Source organism: Mesorhizobium sp. B264B1B (genome assembly GCF_020165765.1).
Lineage (GTDB): Bacteria > Pseudomonadota > Alphaproteobacteria > Rhizobiales > Rhizobiaceae > Mesorhizobium.
The window spans coordinates 65,539-79,338 of the sequence record NZ_JAIUIS010000009.1; the positions used below are offsets into that span (position 1 = coordinate 65,539).

The following is a 13,800-nucleotide window of genomic DNA, read 5'->3' on the forward strand; positions in this document are numbered from 1 at the left end:
GTGAAAAAACAGTTTTGCGTCAATTGTTTTTTCCGGCAGTTCCTGTGCGGCTGGATGAGTAGCGGCGCTGCAACCGGTAAGCGAGCCCCTCGGCAAAGCGATTCCGCTTTCGAAGGTGATAGGAACGTCATATTGCGCTTCAAGCCGGCCGCCGCAAGCGCCGGCCAGCGATGGGTCAGGGCATGTCGAAGAGCAACAACGTTTACAAGGAGGCCTATAACAGGTGCCTCAGGCTGCTCGACGAGACGCGCAGCCTGCCTTCGGAACCGGAACTGGGTACGCTGCTCGGCGTCAGCCGCACCACGGTGCGCAGCATCCTTGCGCGCATGGAAGAAACCGGACTGATCGCCTGGAACAAGCGCGCCAAGACGGTGCTGCGTGAAACGCGCCCCGATGATTTCTTTCCCGAGGAAGAGACCGACACACTGGCCGAGATCATCGAGCGGTCGTTCATGCGCAGGCTGCTCGCCGGCGGCGCCGAGGCCGGCATGCAGATCAACGAGCTCGAACTGGCGCGCGAGATCGGCGTCGGCACCACCAGCGTGCGCGAGTTCCTGATCCGCTTCTCCCGCTTCGGCCTGATCGAGAAGCGCCGTAACAGCCATTGGGTGCTGAAGGGTTTCACCCGCGCCTTCGCGCTGGAGTTGACGGAAATCCGCGAGATGTTCGAGCTGCGCTCGGCATCGGCGTTCACCGCACTGCCGCAGGACAGCGCGGTGTGGGCCGATCTCGACAATCTCGAAGAGGAACACCGCGGCCTCGCCCGTGACATCGCCACGCGCTTCAACGAGTTCTCGGAGCTCGACGAGCGCTTCCATCGGCTGATCCACCGCGCCTCGCACAACCGCTTCATCGTCGATTTCTATGATGTCATCGCCATGATCTTCCATTACCACTACCAGTGGAACAAGGCGCAGGAGCGCGAGCGCAACGAAATCGCGATCGGCGAGCATCTGGCCTATATCGCGGCGCTCAAATCACGCGACCTGGGCAAGGTCGATGCCGCCTGCCGCAAGCATTTGAAGTCGGCGCGCCAGACGCTGCTGACCTCGATCCCCGAGAGCCGGCATCCACAGAGGCCCTGATCGCGCCGCGTTGCCGCAGCACCGATTTGCCGATTTTCCGTCTCTTGCTGCCGTGGTAGACATCTTCCGGTGATCGCTTGAAGATGCAGATGGTTTGAACAGGCAAGTCATTTGACCAAAAAGGGGAGACGGTGGAGCATTCCGGTCGCGCTTGTCGCGGCCTACCTGCTGCTGCTTCAGTCGACGCTGAGCGCATTCGCCTTCGCCACCGGACCGGCCGCCTCGCAAATCGACGCCTTCGGCAACGTCATCTGCACCCACGAGGGCACTGCCCAGCTTCCCGATGGCGGCCCCCATCCGTCGCATCTGCCGGCATGCTGCATGCTGGGCTGCAGCATGGTTTCAGCGGCCTTTGCGCCGCCACCCGATGCCGGGCTTGCGCTGGCCTCGCTTTCGTTCGAAGCCGTCGTTTTCATCTTTCCGGCGGCCACGCATCTCAATTTCGCGCGCCAGCGGTCGCCGTCGAACCCGCGCGCGCCGCCGCTTTCGGCCTGAGCCTGCTGTACGCTCGGCGGAACCTTCCGCCGGTGCTTTCATCCAAAGAACGAATCGTTCGCGACCGGCCAACGGCGCGATCCCCTATTCATGGAGCAAACCATGTCCCAAGCTTTTCATATCGCGGCGCCTCCTTCGGGCGGCCGCACCAAATTCCTGCGCCGTTTCAATGAACGTGTCGGCCTTGCCGTGCTGGCGTTTGTGCTCTTGTTCTTCGGTGCCCAGGCCGTCTGCGCGCATGAATTCAAGGCCGGCGATCTCGAGATCGAGCATCCCTGGTCGCGCGCGACACCCACAGGCGCCAAGGTGGCCGGCGGCTATTTCACCATCACCAACAAGGGCAATGCACCCGACCGCCTGCTGTCGATTTCCTCCGACGTCTCCGAAAAAGCAGAGCTGCATGAAATGGGCGTCAAGGACGGCGTCATGACCATGCGGCCGGTGACGGGCGGCCTGGAAATCCCGGCCGGCGGCAAGGTGGCGCTAGCACCCGGCGGCTATCACCTGATGTTCATCGGCCTGAAGCGGCAACCCAAGCAGGGCGAAGAATTCGCGGCCACGCTGACCTTCGAAAAGGCTGGCGCCGTCAACGTCGAGTTCGCTGTCGAAGGCATGGGCGGTGGCATGGACGACCACGCTAATTGACCGCGCCATCCACAACTATTGAATTCAGAGGGACCATCATGAACAAGTATCTTCTGTCGGCCGGCGCGCTTCTGGCGCTGGGGACCAGTGCCGCCTTTGCGCATGTCACGCTCGAAACACAGGAAGCGGCGGTCGGTTCGACCTACAAGGCCATCCTGCGGGTGCCGCATGGCTGTGACGGCAAGGCGACGACCGCCGTGCGCGTGCAGATCCCGGAAGGGGTGATCGCGGTGAAGCCGATGCCGAAGCCCGGCTGGACGCTGCAGATCAAGAAGGGCAAGTACGAGAAATCCTACCAACTCTACGGCCAGGCGGTGGCCGACGGCGTCAAGGAGGTCGATTGGAGCGGCGGCAATCTGCCGGACGAATTCTACGACGAGTTCGTCTTCCGTGCGATGCTGACGGCAGACCTCCCGGCGGGTCAGAAACTCTATTTCCCGGTGGTGCAGGAGTGCGATGGCGCCGCCGACCGCTGGATCGAAATCCCGGCGGCCGGGCAGGACGAAGACGCCCTGGAGAACCCCGCGCCCGGCATCAAGCTCACGCCGAAAAAGTAAACTCTCGCGGCGCGCTCCATGTCAGGAGCGCGCTGCATTTCATGGCAATGACATGACGGTGATATTCCCTTTCAGGACGGTTCGCGCGGCCGGCAAGCTCATCGGCCGGGTTTCTGCTGGGCTGCTGGTCGTGGCCGTGCTGCTGATTGCCATGGCGGCGACAAATCAGGCTTTCGCCCACGCCGCGCTGATCAAGACCGATCCGGCCGACGGCGCCGTGCTGTCGCAGGCCCCCGCGCAATTCGCGCTGACTTTCAGCGAACCGGTCTCGCCGCTGGTGCTGACGCTGGTGAAGCCCGACGGCACGCCCGTTCCGCTGACGTCCTTCCGCCTCAGCGACCAGACCGTCGTCATCGACGATCCGCAGGCACTTGGATCGGGCACGCATGTGCTGAGCTGGCGGGTCATCTCCGCCGACGGTCATCCGGTCGGCGGCTCTCTGCTGTTTTCCATCGGCGCGGCGAGCCAGCCGCCGACTGTTTCCGAAGCCGTCGACTGGCAATTGCGCTCGGCGATCTGGATCGGCAAGGTCTGCCTCTATATCGGCCTGTTCCTCGGCGTCGGCGGCGCCTTCGCCCTCGCTTGGCTGGCGCGGGGTAGCCGTGCCGGACAGCGCTTCGTTGCCGCCGCAATCCTGTGTGGGCTGGTCGCGGCACCCATGTCGCTTGGCTTTCAAGGGCTGGATGCGCTCGGCGCGCCGCTCTCGCATATGGCGCAGCCGGCCATCTGGACCGCCGGTCTCGGCACCAGCTTCGGCTGGACGGTGTTGATCGCGTTGATCGCGCTCGGGCTCGGCCTTTTGTCGCTGGCCGGACCGCGCGCGGCCGCCAGGCCCCTCGCGCTCGCCGGCCTGGCCGGAACGGGCCTCGCGCTCGCCGCCAGCGGCCACGCGAGTGCCGCCGAGCCACAATGGCTGACGCGGCCGATGGTGTTCCTGCACGGCGCCGGCATTGCCTTCTGGGCCGGTGCGCTGGCGCCGCTCGGACTCGCGCTGAAACGGCAGGATGCCGAAGCCGTCACGTTCCTTCGCCGGTTCTCCGCCGCTATCATGCCGGTGGTGGCCTTGCTTGCCGCCGCCGGCGTGGTGCTGGCCGTCATCCAGGTGCAAACACCCGCAGCGCTGGTCAACACCGCCTATGGCCGGCTGCTGCTGGTGAAGCTCGCGCTGCTGGTCTTCCTGTTCACGCTCGCCGCCGTCAACCGCTGGAGATTGACGGCAATGGCCGAGGCCGGGGCGACGGAAGTGCGGCGCAGGCTCACCCGTTCGATCGGCGTCGAAATACTGATCGTACTCGCCATCTTCGGTGTTGCCGCCGGCTGGCGCTTCACGCCGCCGCCACGGGCGCTGGCGATTGCCGCGGCGCAGCCGGTGTCGGTTCATATCCACGCGCTGAAGGCGATGGCGGACCTCAGCATCACGCCCGGCCATGTCGGGCCGGTCGCCGCCTCGATGATCATCATGACCGGCGATTTCGGGCCGCTCGACGCCAAGGAGGTGACGCTGGTGCTGTCGAAGCCGGACTCCGGCATCGAGCCGCTGAAGCGGGCGGCGACAAAGTCCGATGACGGCAGCTGGCGTGTCGACGATCTCGTCATCCCGGTCCCTGGCCGGTGGACGGCGCGCATCGACATACTGGTCTCCGACTTCGAGATGGTGAAGATCGAGGCGCCGGTAGACATCAGGCCGTGATGGCTCTCCAACACAATTCGGCGAGGCGGTTGACGCGAGCCTGAAGGCCCGTCAATCATCCCTGGCAGGATGCATCTTGGCGAAACCCCGGCAATCGCGGGCTCGAACAAACAAGATCCGAAAGCAGGGAAGAAACATGGAAAAAGCCGAAATCGGCCTGATCGGCCTTGGCACGATGGGCTCCAACCTGGCGCTCAACATCGCCGAGCACGGGCACCGCATCGCCGTTTTCAATCGCACCAAGGCGCGTACGGATGCCTTTGTCGAGAATGCCGGCGCGCTCAGGGATATGGTTGTCCCCTGCTACAGCCTGGAAGAACTCGCCGCCGCGATCCGGCCGCCGCGTCCGATCATCATCATGGTGCTGGCCGGCAAGCCGGTCGATGAACAGATCGCCGCATTGCGCGGCGTGCTGTCCCATAACGACATCGTCATCGATGCCGGCAACGCCAATTTCCGCGACACGATGCGGCGCTTTTCCGAGCTGGCGGGCTCCGGCCTCACCTTCATCGGCATGGGCGTGTCCGGCGGCGAGGAGGGTGCGCGCCACGGGCCGTCGATCATGGTCGGCGGCACCGAGGAGTCCTGGAAGCGCGTCGAGAAGGTGCTGACGGCAATCTCCGCCAAGTTCAAGGACGAGCCATGCGCGGCCTGGCTCGGCACCGACGGCGCCGGCCATTTCGTCAAGACCATCCACAACGGCATCGAATATGCCGACATGCAGATGATCGGCGAGATCTACGGCATCCTGCGCGATGGCCTGGGCATGGCGCCGAAGGAGATCGGCGCCGTATTCGCCGGCTGGAACAAGGGCCGGCTCAACTCCTACCTGATCGAGATCACCGCCAAGGTGCTGGCGTCAGATGATCCCAAGACCGGCAAGCCGGTGGTCGACATCATCCTCGACCGCGCCGGCCAGAAGGGTACCGGCAAATGGTCCGTTATCGAGGCACAGCAACTCGGCATTCCGGCGACCGCCATCGAGGCGGCGGTGGCGGCACGCGTCCTGTCATCGATCAAGGACGAGCGGCTTGCGGCGGAAAAAGCCTATGGCAACATCGGCGTCACCAGGATTTCGGGCGACAAGGCAGACCTGCTCAAGGATCTGGAACTGGCGCTGTTCGCCGGCAAGATATCAGCCTACGCGCAAGGCTTCGCCGTGATGAGCGGCGCTTCGAAGGCGTTCAACTGGAACCTGCCGATGCCGACCATCGCCAAGATCTGGCGTGCCGGCTGCATCATCCGATCGCAGATGCTCGACACCATGGCCGAAGCCTTCGGCCGCGGCGGCGCTTCGACCAATCTCCTGATGGCGCCGGCCTTCATCACCATGATGCAGGAGGCGCATCCGTCACTGCGGCGCGTCGTGGCCAGGGCTTCCGAAGCCGGATCGCCGGTGCCGGCGCTGTCTTCGGCCCTTGCCTATTTCGACAGCTATCGCCAGGGCCGCGGGACCTCGAACCTGATCCAGGCACAGCGTGATTTCTTCGGTGCGCATGGCTTCGAGCGTATCGATGACAAGGGCGCCTTCCATGGACCCTGGGGGAGCGGCGCCGCCGGCTAGCGGTTCAGCGTTTCGCGGAACGGCGTACCGCTCTATCTCTTTGTTTTTTGGGCAATGCCTTAGGAAAGCTACGCGGGAATTGCTCTGGCGGCGGGGCTTCAATCAGCCGCGATAGGCCACAACTTCGCCCGGCGCGCTGAGTGACTGCAGCGAGCCGGGCGCCGCGCCGCCGATCCAGCCGAGCACGGCGCGGGCGAGCTCGGAGCCGGCCAGCCGGAAGTTCTCGTTGACGATCAGCAGTTCCCGGCGGAACAGATGCAGCAGTTCCGACGACTGCTTCGACACCACGTCGATGTCGCGGCCGAGTTTCAACCCGGCGTCCTCGATGCCGGCAACAATGGCAAGCGTGGCGGCCGCGGCGCTGCTGACGATGCCGTCCGGCCTGATGTCGCGCCGCATCAGCTGCGCGGTCCTCATCCTGATCTGCTCGATCGAGTGGTCGATCGAAACGGTGTTGAACGGCACCTCCGAGGCGCCGACTTCGCTCAGCGCGTCGGCAAAGCCGTTCACGGTGTGGCCGTGATAGGTCAGGCCGACCGGCGGCGTCACCAGAGCCAGCCGACGCCGGCCCAAGCCGGCCAGATGGCGCACCGCCTCGGCCGCGAAGGCGTAATTGTCGAAATCATGATAGGGGTGCACGAGCCCCATATCGGTGCGGCCGTGCGTTGCAAAGGGTATGCCGCGCTCCAGCATGTAGCGGGCCCTTGGATCGTTGGGCTGGGTGCGCGAAATGATGACGCCATCGGCGGAGCCGGTCTCGACGAGATAACGCACCGGATCCAGCGGATCCTGCGAGCGCGAGTAGGGCGTGACGATCAGATGGTAGGGCGTATCGGCGATGACTTCGGTGACGCCGTAGATGATGTCTGAGACAAAGCTCATGATCTCGTGCTCGGTGTTGAGCACGAGGCTGATGACGTTGGTCTTGCCGGTTCGCAGGCGCACGCCGGCGCGGTTCGGCCGGTAACCGATCTGCTTGGCCACGAGTTGGACGCGGCGCTTGGTCTCGGCGCCGATCTCCGGCGCGTCCTTCAGCGCCCGCGACACGGTGGTGACGCCGAGCCCGGTCATGAAGGCAAGCGTCTTCAGCGTCGGCCGCTCCCTGGCCGACGTCTCGTCATCGCTGTCCGTGCGCCGTCTGTCCATTCGTCCCGCCCCGTCAGGCGCTTAGCAGCCGCCGGCCAGGCCGGCAATCGCCGCCGTCGCTCCCATGGCGCGTCTCCTTAGCTGAACAAGCCTATACTGAAACGTTACAGATTGTCACGACCGGTGTTCGACCAGGCTGTGGCCGAGGTCGAAAGTCCGCATGGGCTCGCCGCCGAAAAGCGTTGGGAATCAGCAGGAAAGGCATTGGGAGCAAGCTTCTTGCGAGCTTTCTGTCTTGCCATGTGGGATTTTGCGTATTGCGCTGCACAACGGGCTCCATCCCGAAAGGATTTTGTTCGCGGCTCGAAAAATATCGAACTGACTTTCAAGGGAAGGGTTGCGCATATCTTGCAATTGCCGTATCGAAAATCTGTAACGTTTCAGATTCTGGGAGGAAACCGAAATGCGATACAAATTCCTGACCGCCGCGCTTGCGGCGACGGTGGCGTTGAATTTTGCCGGGCCGGCGGCCGCAACCGATCTGGAAGTCACCCATTGGTGGACATCCGGCGGCGAGGCCGCGGCGGTCGCCGAACTCGCCAAGGCCTTCGACGCAACCGGCAACCACTGGGTCGACGGCGCCATCGCCGGGTCCGGCGGCACGGCGCGGCCGATCATGATCAGCCGCATCACCGGCGGCGACCCGATGGGCGCCACCCAGTTCAATCACGGCCGGCAGGCGGAAGAGCTGGTGCAGGCAGGCCTGATGCGCGACCTCACCGATGTCGCCACCAAGGGCAAGTGGACCGAGGTCGTGCGGCCGAAGAGCCTGCTCGACGGTTGTACCATCGACGGCAAGATCTATTGCGTGCCGGTCAATATTCACTCCTGGCAGTGGCTGTGGCTGTCGAACGCGGCCTTCGAGAAGGCGGGCGTGCCGGTGCCGAAGAACTGGAACGAATATGTCGCCGCCGCCCCGGCGCTGGAAAAGGCCGGCATCGTCCCGCTCGCGGTTGGCGGGCAGGCCTGGCAGGCGTCGGGCGCATTCGACGTGCTGCTCGCCGCGGTGGGCGGCACCGACACCTTCCTCAAGGTCTACAAGGACAAGGATGCGACGTTCGCCGCCGGTCCTGAAGTCGCCAAGGTCTTCAAGGCCGCCGACGATGCGCGCAAGATGGCCAAGAACACCAATGTGCAGGACTGGAACCAGGCGACCAACATGGTCATCACCGGCAAGGCCGGCGGCCAGATCATGGGCGACTGGGCGCAAGGCGAATTCCAGGTCGCCGGCAAGACAGCCGGCAAGGATTATACCTGCCTTCCCGGGCTTGGCCTGAACGAGGTCATCGCCACCGGCGGCGACGCCTTCTACTTCCCGCTGCTCAAGGACGCCGACAAGTCCAAGGCGCAGGAAGTGCTGGCCGAGACCTTGCTCGATCCCAAGACCCAGGTCGCCTTCAATCTCAAGAAAGGCTCGCTGCCGGTGCGCGGCGACGTCGACCTCAACGCTGCCAACGATTGCATGAAGAAGGGGCTCGACATCCTGGCCAAGGGCGCCGTCATTCCCTGGACGGACCAACTGCTCTCGCAGGACAGCCAGAAGCAGAAGGAGGACCTGTTCTCGGAGTTCTTCGCCAAGCCCGACATGACGCTCGAAGAAGCGCAAAAGCGCTTCGCCGACATCATCGCCTCGGCCGATTGACCGCCGACAAGCCGCCTCGCTCCCGGCCACCTCAGGGCCGGGAGCGAGGCGTGCCGACCTTGTCGCCCTTACCCGATCCAGCATGGCTGCACCGATGAGCAAGAGCGAACGCCCGAGCCAACTCTTCCGCAACCTCAATGCGAAGGTCGCCTCGATCCCGATGATCCTCACCGCGCTGGTGGTGTTCGTCGGCGGCACAGCCTGGACGGTGCTTTATTCCTTCACCAATTCGAAGCTTCTGCCGCGGCTGCATTTCGTCGGGCTCGACCAGTACTACCGGCTGTGGGCGACGCCGCGCTGGCTCGTCTCGATCGAGAATCTCTTGATCTACGGCGTGCTGTCGCTCGTCTTCTCGCTGGTAATCGGCTTCCTGCTCGCCGCCCTGCTCGACCAGAAGATCCGTTTCGAGGACACGTTCCGCACCATCTTTCTCTATCCCTTCGCGCTTTCCTTCATCGTCACCGGCCTCGTCTGGCAATGGCTGCTCAATCCCGATTTCGGCATTCAGGGAGTGGTTCGCGACCTCGGCTGGACAAGCTTCAATTTCGATCCGCTCTACAATTCGAGCATCGTCATCTACGGCATATTGATCGCCGCGCTGTGGCAAGGCACCGGGCTGATCATGTGCCTGATGCTGGCCGGCCTGCGCGGCATCGACGAGGACATCTGGAAGGCCGCGCGGGTGGACGGCATCCCCACCTGGAAGACCTATCTTTTCATCATCATCCCGATGATGCGACCGGTCTTCATCACCACGCTGGTGATCATCGCGTCGGGCATCGTCAAGGTCTACGACCTCGTCGTCGCGCAGACCAGCGGCGGTCCCGGCATTTCCTCTGAAGTGCCAGCAAAATATGTCTACGACTACATGTTCTTCGCCCAGAACCTCGGCCAGGGTTTTGCCGCCTCGACCATGATGCTCTTGTCGGTGATGATCGTCATCGTGCCGTGGGCCTATCTCGAATTCGGGGGCCGCAAGCGTGTCTGATCATGCCGTCTCCCTGGCCGCGTCCCAAGCCGCCATTCGCGCCGATGCCTCGGGACCGAGCGGACCGAAGCCCCGGCACATGTTCTCGCGCCGCAACATCTTCCTGTACGGCACGCTCATCGTGGTGGCGCTCTATTACCTGCTGCCGCTCTATGTGATGGTTGTCACCTCGCTCAAGGGCATGCCGGAAATTCGTCTCGGCAACATCTTCTCGCCGCCGGTCGAGATCACGTTCGAGCCGTGGGTCAAGGCATGGTCGCAGGCCTGCACCGGTCTCAACTGCGACGGTCTCTCTCGCGGCTTCTGGAACTCGGTGCGCATCACCGTCCCCTCGGTGATCCTGTCGATCGCAATCGCCTCGGTGAACGGCTACGCGCTCGCCAATTGGCGCTTCAAGGGCGCCGACACGTTCTTCGTCATCCTGATCGTCGGGGCTTTCATCCCCTATCAGGTGATGATCTATCCGATCGTCATCATCCTGCGCGAGATCGGCCTCTATGGCAGCCTGAGCGGCCTGGTGATCGTGCATTCCATTTTCGGCATGCCAATCCTGACGCTCTTGTTCCGCAACTATTTCACCTCCATGCCGGAGGAACTGTTCAGGGCTGCGCGCGTCGACGGCGCCGGCTTCTGGGGCATTTATCTGCGCATCATGTTGCCGATGTCGCTGCCGATCTTCGTCGTCGCCGTCATCCTGCAGGTGACCGGCATCTGGAACGACTTCCTGTTCGGCGTCGTCTATACGCGCCCCGACACCTATCCGATGACGGTGCAGCTCAACAACATCGTCAACTCGGTGCAGGGGGTGAAGGAATACAATGTCAACATGGCCGCCACCATCCTGACCGGGCTGGTGCCGCTGGTCGTCTACTTCATTTCCGGCAAATTGTTCGTGCGCGGCATTGCCGCCGGCGCGGTGAAAGGGTGATGTCGATGGCGGCAAACGGCACCAGCGTTTCGATCCAGGACCTGTCGCTGAACTTCGGCTTGGTCTCGGTGCTGCAGACGCTCAACCTCGACGTCGCCGAGGGCGAGTTCATAGTGCTGCTCGGACCCTCGGGCTGCGGCAAGTCGACCTTGCTCAACTGCATCGCCGGACTGCTCGACATTTCGGACGGCCGCATCTTCATCAAGGGCAAGAACGTCACCTGGGAAGAGCCCAAGGACCGCGGCATCGGCATGGTGTTCCAGTCCTACGCACTCTATCCGCAGATGACGGTGGAGAAGAACTTATCCTTCGGGCTGCGCGTCGCGGGCGTGCCCAAGGACGAGATCGCGAAGCGCATAGCGCGCGCCGCCGAGATCCTGCAGATCGAGCCGTTGTTGCAGCGCAAGCCCGCGGCGCTCTCCGGCGGCCAGCGCCAACGCGTGGCGATCGGGCGCGCGCTGGTGCGCGACGTCGACGTGTTCCTGTTCGACGAGCCGCTGTCGAACCTGGACGCCAAGCTGCGCTCCGAACTGCGCGTCGAGATCAAGCTTTTGCACCGCAAGTTGCAGAATACCATGATCTACGTCACCCATGACCAGATCGAGGCGATGACGCTGGCCGACCGTATCGCGGTCATGCGCGGCGGCGTCATCCAGCAGCTCGACGCGCCGCAGACCATCTATAACAAACCGGTCAACCGCTTCGTCGCCGGCTTCCTCGGCTCGCCGGCGATGAACTTCATCGACGGCAGGCTCGAGAAACACGCTGGCGACTGGTTTTTCGTGGTCGACAATCTCAAGGTTCCACTCGGCACCTATCAATTCGACAAGCAACCGGAAGCCGGCCCTGCCGTGTTCGGCATCAGGCCCGAGCATGTCAGCCTGAACAGCGGCACGGGCTGGCCGTTCTCGACGGCGGCCAATGTCGAGGTGGTCGAACCGATGGGGTCCGACACGCTGGTGTGGCTGAAACTTGCGCAGCAGAATTTCAGCGTCCGGGTCACCTCGGAACGGACGCCCAAGAACGATGAGGCGGTGACGGTGGGCTTCGACCCGATGCGCGCCTCGCTCTTCGACGCCCAAACCGGCAGCCGCATCTAAAGCCCGATAACCATCCCCCAAGCAGAACGGACAAAGACGATGAACTGGTCATTCCAACTTTACAGCGCGCGCAATTTTCAGCCCTGGGAAGGCGTGCTCGAGATGCTCGGCAAGCTCGGCTACACAGAGGTCGAAGGCTTCGGCGGCGTCTATGACGATCCCAAGGCCTTCCGCGCTCAACTCGACAAAAACGGCCTTGCCATGCCGACCGGGCATTTCTCCATCGATGCGCTGGAGAAGGATTTCGACGGCGTGCGCAGGATAGCTGAAGCGCTCGGCATCAAGCTTTTGATCTGCCCCTATCTCATGCCTGAGTCCAGGCCGTCGGACGCTGCCGGCTGGCGCGGCTTCGGCGAACGCCTTGCCAAGGTCGGCGAGACGGCGAAGAAGGCCGGCTACGGCTTTGCCTGGCACAATCATGATTTCGAGTTCAAGAAACTCGCCGACGGCTCGCTGCCGCAGGATCACATCCTGGCTTCCGCGCCCGACATCGGCTGGGAGATGGATGTCGCCTGGGTGGTGCGCGGCGGCGCCGATCCGCTGCCCTGGATCGAAAGGCACGGCAAGCGCATCGTTGCCGTTCACGTCAAGGACATGGCAAGGCCGGGCGAGGGGCTGGACGAGGACGGCTGGTCGGATGTCGGCCACGGCACGATCGACTGGGCCGGCCTGATCAAGGCGCTGCGGGCCAAGAGCGCGGCCAAATATTTCGTCATGGAACAGGACAATCCCAATGACATCGAGCGCTTCGCCCGCCGTTCGATCGCAACCGTAACGGCCTATTAGGAACAAGCATCATGGCAAACAAACTTGGCGTCGGCGTCATCGGCTGCGGCAACATCTCGAAAGCATATTTCTCGCTGGCGCCGCTGTTTCGCGGCATCAGGATGCGGGCTTGCGCCGATATCAACATGGGCGCCGCGAAAGCGCGGGCGAAGGAGTTCAAGCTGCGCGCCGAGACGGTCGAGGACCTGCTCAAGGCCGACGACATCGACATCATCGTCAACCTGACCATTCCGGCCGTGCACTACGAAGTGTCGAAACAGGTGCTCGACGCGGGCAAGCATGTCTATTCGGAAAAGCCCTTCGTGCTTTCGGTCAAGGAGGGGCTCGACTTGAAGAAGCGGGCGGAGAAGAAGGGACTTCGCATCGGCTCGGCACCCGACACCTTCTTCGGCGGCGCGCATCAGTTGGTGCGCAACCTGATCGATACCGGCAAGCTCGGCAGGATCACCAGCGGCACTTGCCATGTCATGGGGCACGGCATGGAGCACTGGCACCCCAATCCGGACTTCTTCTTCCAGCCGGGTGCCGGCCCCGTGCTCGACATCGGGCCGTATTACATCACCAATCTGATCCAGCTGATCGGACCGGTGAAGCAGGTGGCGGCCTTCGCCACAACCCCGGCCAAGGAACGCACGATCAGTTCGAAGCCGCGCGCGGGCGAAAGGATCCCGGTCAACACGCCGACCACCATCCACGGCCTGCTGGAGTTCGAGAACGGAGCCGTGATCACGCTCAACACCAGCTGGGACGTCTGGAGCCACGGCCATGCGCCGATGGAGCTCTATGGCGAGATGGGGAGCGTGTTCGTGCCGGATCCGAACTTCTTCGGCGGCGACGTGCGCTTCACCGAAGCGGCCAAGCCGGTCAAGAAGCTGCCGAAATGGCAGCATCCGTTCGGCGTGCCCAACGAGATGCATTCGCAGGGCATGATGGCCAATTATCGCACCGCCGGTCTCGCCGACATGGCGATTGCGATCTCCGAGGGCAGGCCGCACCGCTGCTCGATGGAGCTGGCGCTGCACGCCGTCGACGTCATGACGGGAATCCTGCGCTCGGGCGAAACCGGCAAGTTCGTCGCCATGCAGACCACCTGCGAACGTCCAGCCGCGCTCGGCATCAAGGAAGCCAAGGCGCTGATGGCGAAGAAGAGCTAGATCGCGGATTATCGATAATT

General features: G+C 63.5%; 13 protein-coding genes. 12 read left to right on the plus strand and 1 reads right to left on the minus strand.

The window, feature by feature from the left end; all coding sequences use genetic code 11:
* The first annotated feature begins 182 nt into the window (after window positions 1–182).
* From LB547_RS19435 to gndA, 6 genes are all read left to right on the plus strand, one after another.
* Window positions 183–1,085: a GntR family transcriptional regulator gene (locus LB547_RS19435; RefSeq protein WP_140763258.1), complete on the plus strand. Its 903-nt coding sequence runs from the start codon at window positions 183–185 to the stop codon at window positions 1,083–1,085.
* A gap of 138 nt (window positions 1,086–1,223) precedes the next feature.
* On the plus strand, window positions 1,224–1,580 hold the full coding sequence (locus LB547_RS19440) for a DUF2946 family protein (protein WP_140500463.1): 357 nt from the start codon (window positions 1,224–1,226) through the stop codon (window positions 1,578–1,580).
* Window positions 1,581–1,682: 102 nt separating this feature from the next.
* Window positions 1,683–2,225, plus strand: a complete 543-nt coding sequence (locus tag LB547_RS19445; protein ID WP_140522558.1) for a copper chaperone PCu(A)C — start codon at window positions 1,683–1,685, stop codon at window positions 2,223–2,225.
* A gap of 38 nt (window positions 2,226–2,263) precedes the next feature.
* On the plus strand, window positions 2,264–2,782 hold the full coding sequence (locus LB547_RS19450) for a YcnI family protein (RefSeq protein WP_140584127.1): 519 nt from the start codon (window positions 2,264–2,266) through the stop codon (window positions 2,780–2,782).
* A 52-nt stretch (window positions 2,783–2,834) separates the two neighbouring features.
* Complete coding sequence (locus LB547_RS19455) at window positions 2,835–4,472, plus strand: copper resistance CopC/CopD family protein (RefSeq protein ID WP_140763255.1); 1,638 nt, start codon at window positions 2,835–2,837, stop codon at window positions 4,470–4,472.
* A 115-nt stretch (window positions 4,473–4,587) separates the two neighbouring features.
* On the plus strand, window positions 4,588–6,036 hold the full coding sequence (gene gndA, locus LB547_RS19460; protein WP_281405859.1) for an NADP-dependent phosphogluconate dehydrogenase: 1,449 nt from the start codon (window positions 4,588–4,590) through the stop codon (window positions 6,034–6,036).
* Between the two features lie 102 nt (window positions 6,037–6,138).
* Here the strand turns inward: gndA and LB547_RS19465 are convergent, their stop codons facing one another.
* A complete protein-coding gene (locus LB547_RS19465; RefSeq protein ID WP_140513778.1) occupies window positions 6,139–7,182 on the minus strand; it encodes a LacI family transcriptional regulator in 1,044 nt (347 codons plus the stop codon).
* Between the two features lie 403 nt (window positions 7,183–7,585).
* Here LB547_RS19465 and LB547_RS19470 point away from each other — a divergent pair, with 403 nt between their 5' ends.
* The 6 genes from LB547_RS19470 to LB547_RS19495 all read left to right on the plus strand — a co-directional run bounded on the left by LB547_RS19470 (window position 7,586) and on the right by LB547_RS19495 (window position 13,780).
* On the plus strand, window positions 7,586–8,824 hold the full coding sequence (locus LB547_RS19470; RefSeq protein WP_140558365.1) for an ABC transporter substrate-binding protein: 1,239 nt from the start codon (window positions 7,586–7,588) through the stop codon (window positions 8,822–8,824).
* A 94-nt stretch (window positions 8,825–8,918) separates the two neighbouring features.
* Complete coding sequence (locus tag LB547_RS19475; RefSeq protein WP_140500283.1) at window positions 8,919–9,812, plus strand: carbohydrate ABC transporter permease; 894 nt, start codon at window positions 8,919–8,921, stop codon at window positions 9,810–9,812.
* Window positions 9,805–10,740, plus strand: a complete 936-nt coding sequence (locus tag LB547_RS19480; RefSeq protein WP_140566052.1) for a carbohydrate ABC transporter permease — start codon at window positions 9,805–9,807, stop codon at window positions 10,738–10,740. The genes LB547_RS19475 and LB547_RS19480 overlap by 8 nt, the downstream gene beginning before the upstream one ends.
* Entirely contained in the window at window positions 10,740–11,840 is a 1,101-nt protein-coding gene (locus LB547_RS19485; protein WP_181167736.1) for an ABC transporter ATP-binding protein, read from the plus strand. The genes LB547_RS19480 and LB547_RS19485 overlap by 1 nt, the downstream gene beginning before the upstream one ends.
* Before the next feature lie 39 nt (window positions 11,841–11,879).
* Complete coding sequence (locus LB547_RS19490) at window positions 11,880–12,626, plus strand: sugar phosphate isomerase/epimerase family protein (protein WP_140664965.1); 747 nt, start codon at window positions 11,880–11,882, stop codon at window positions 12,624–12,626.
* 11 nt (window positions 12,627–12,637) lie between these two features.
* Window positions 12,638–13,780, plus strand: a complete 1,143-nt coding sequence (locus tag LB547_RS19495; protein WP_140566058.1) for a Gfo/Idh/MocA family protein — start codon at window positions 12,638–12,640, stop codon at window positions 13,778–13,780.
* Window positions 13,781–13,800 lie beyond the last annotated feature (20 nt).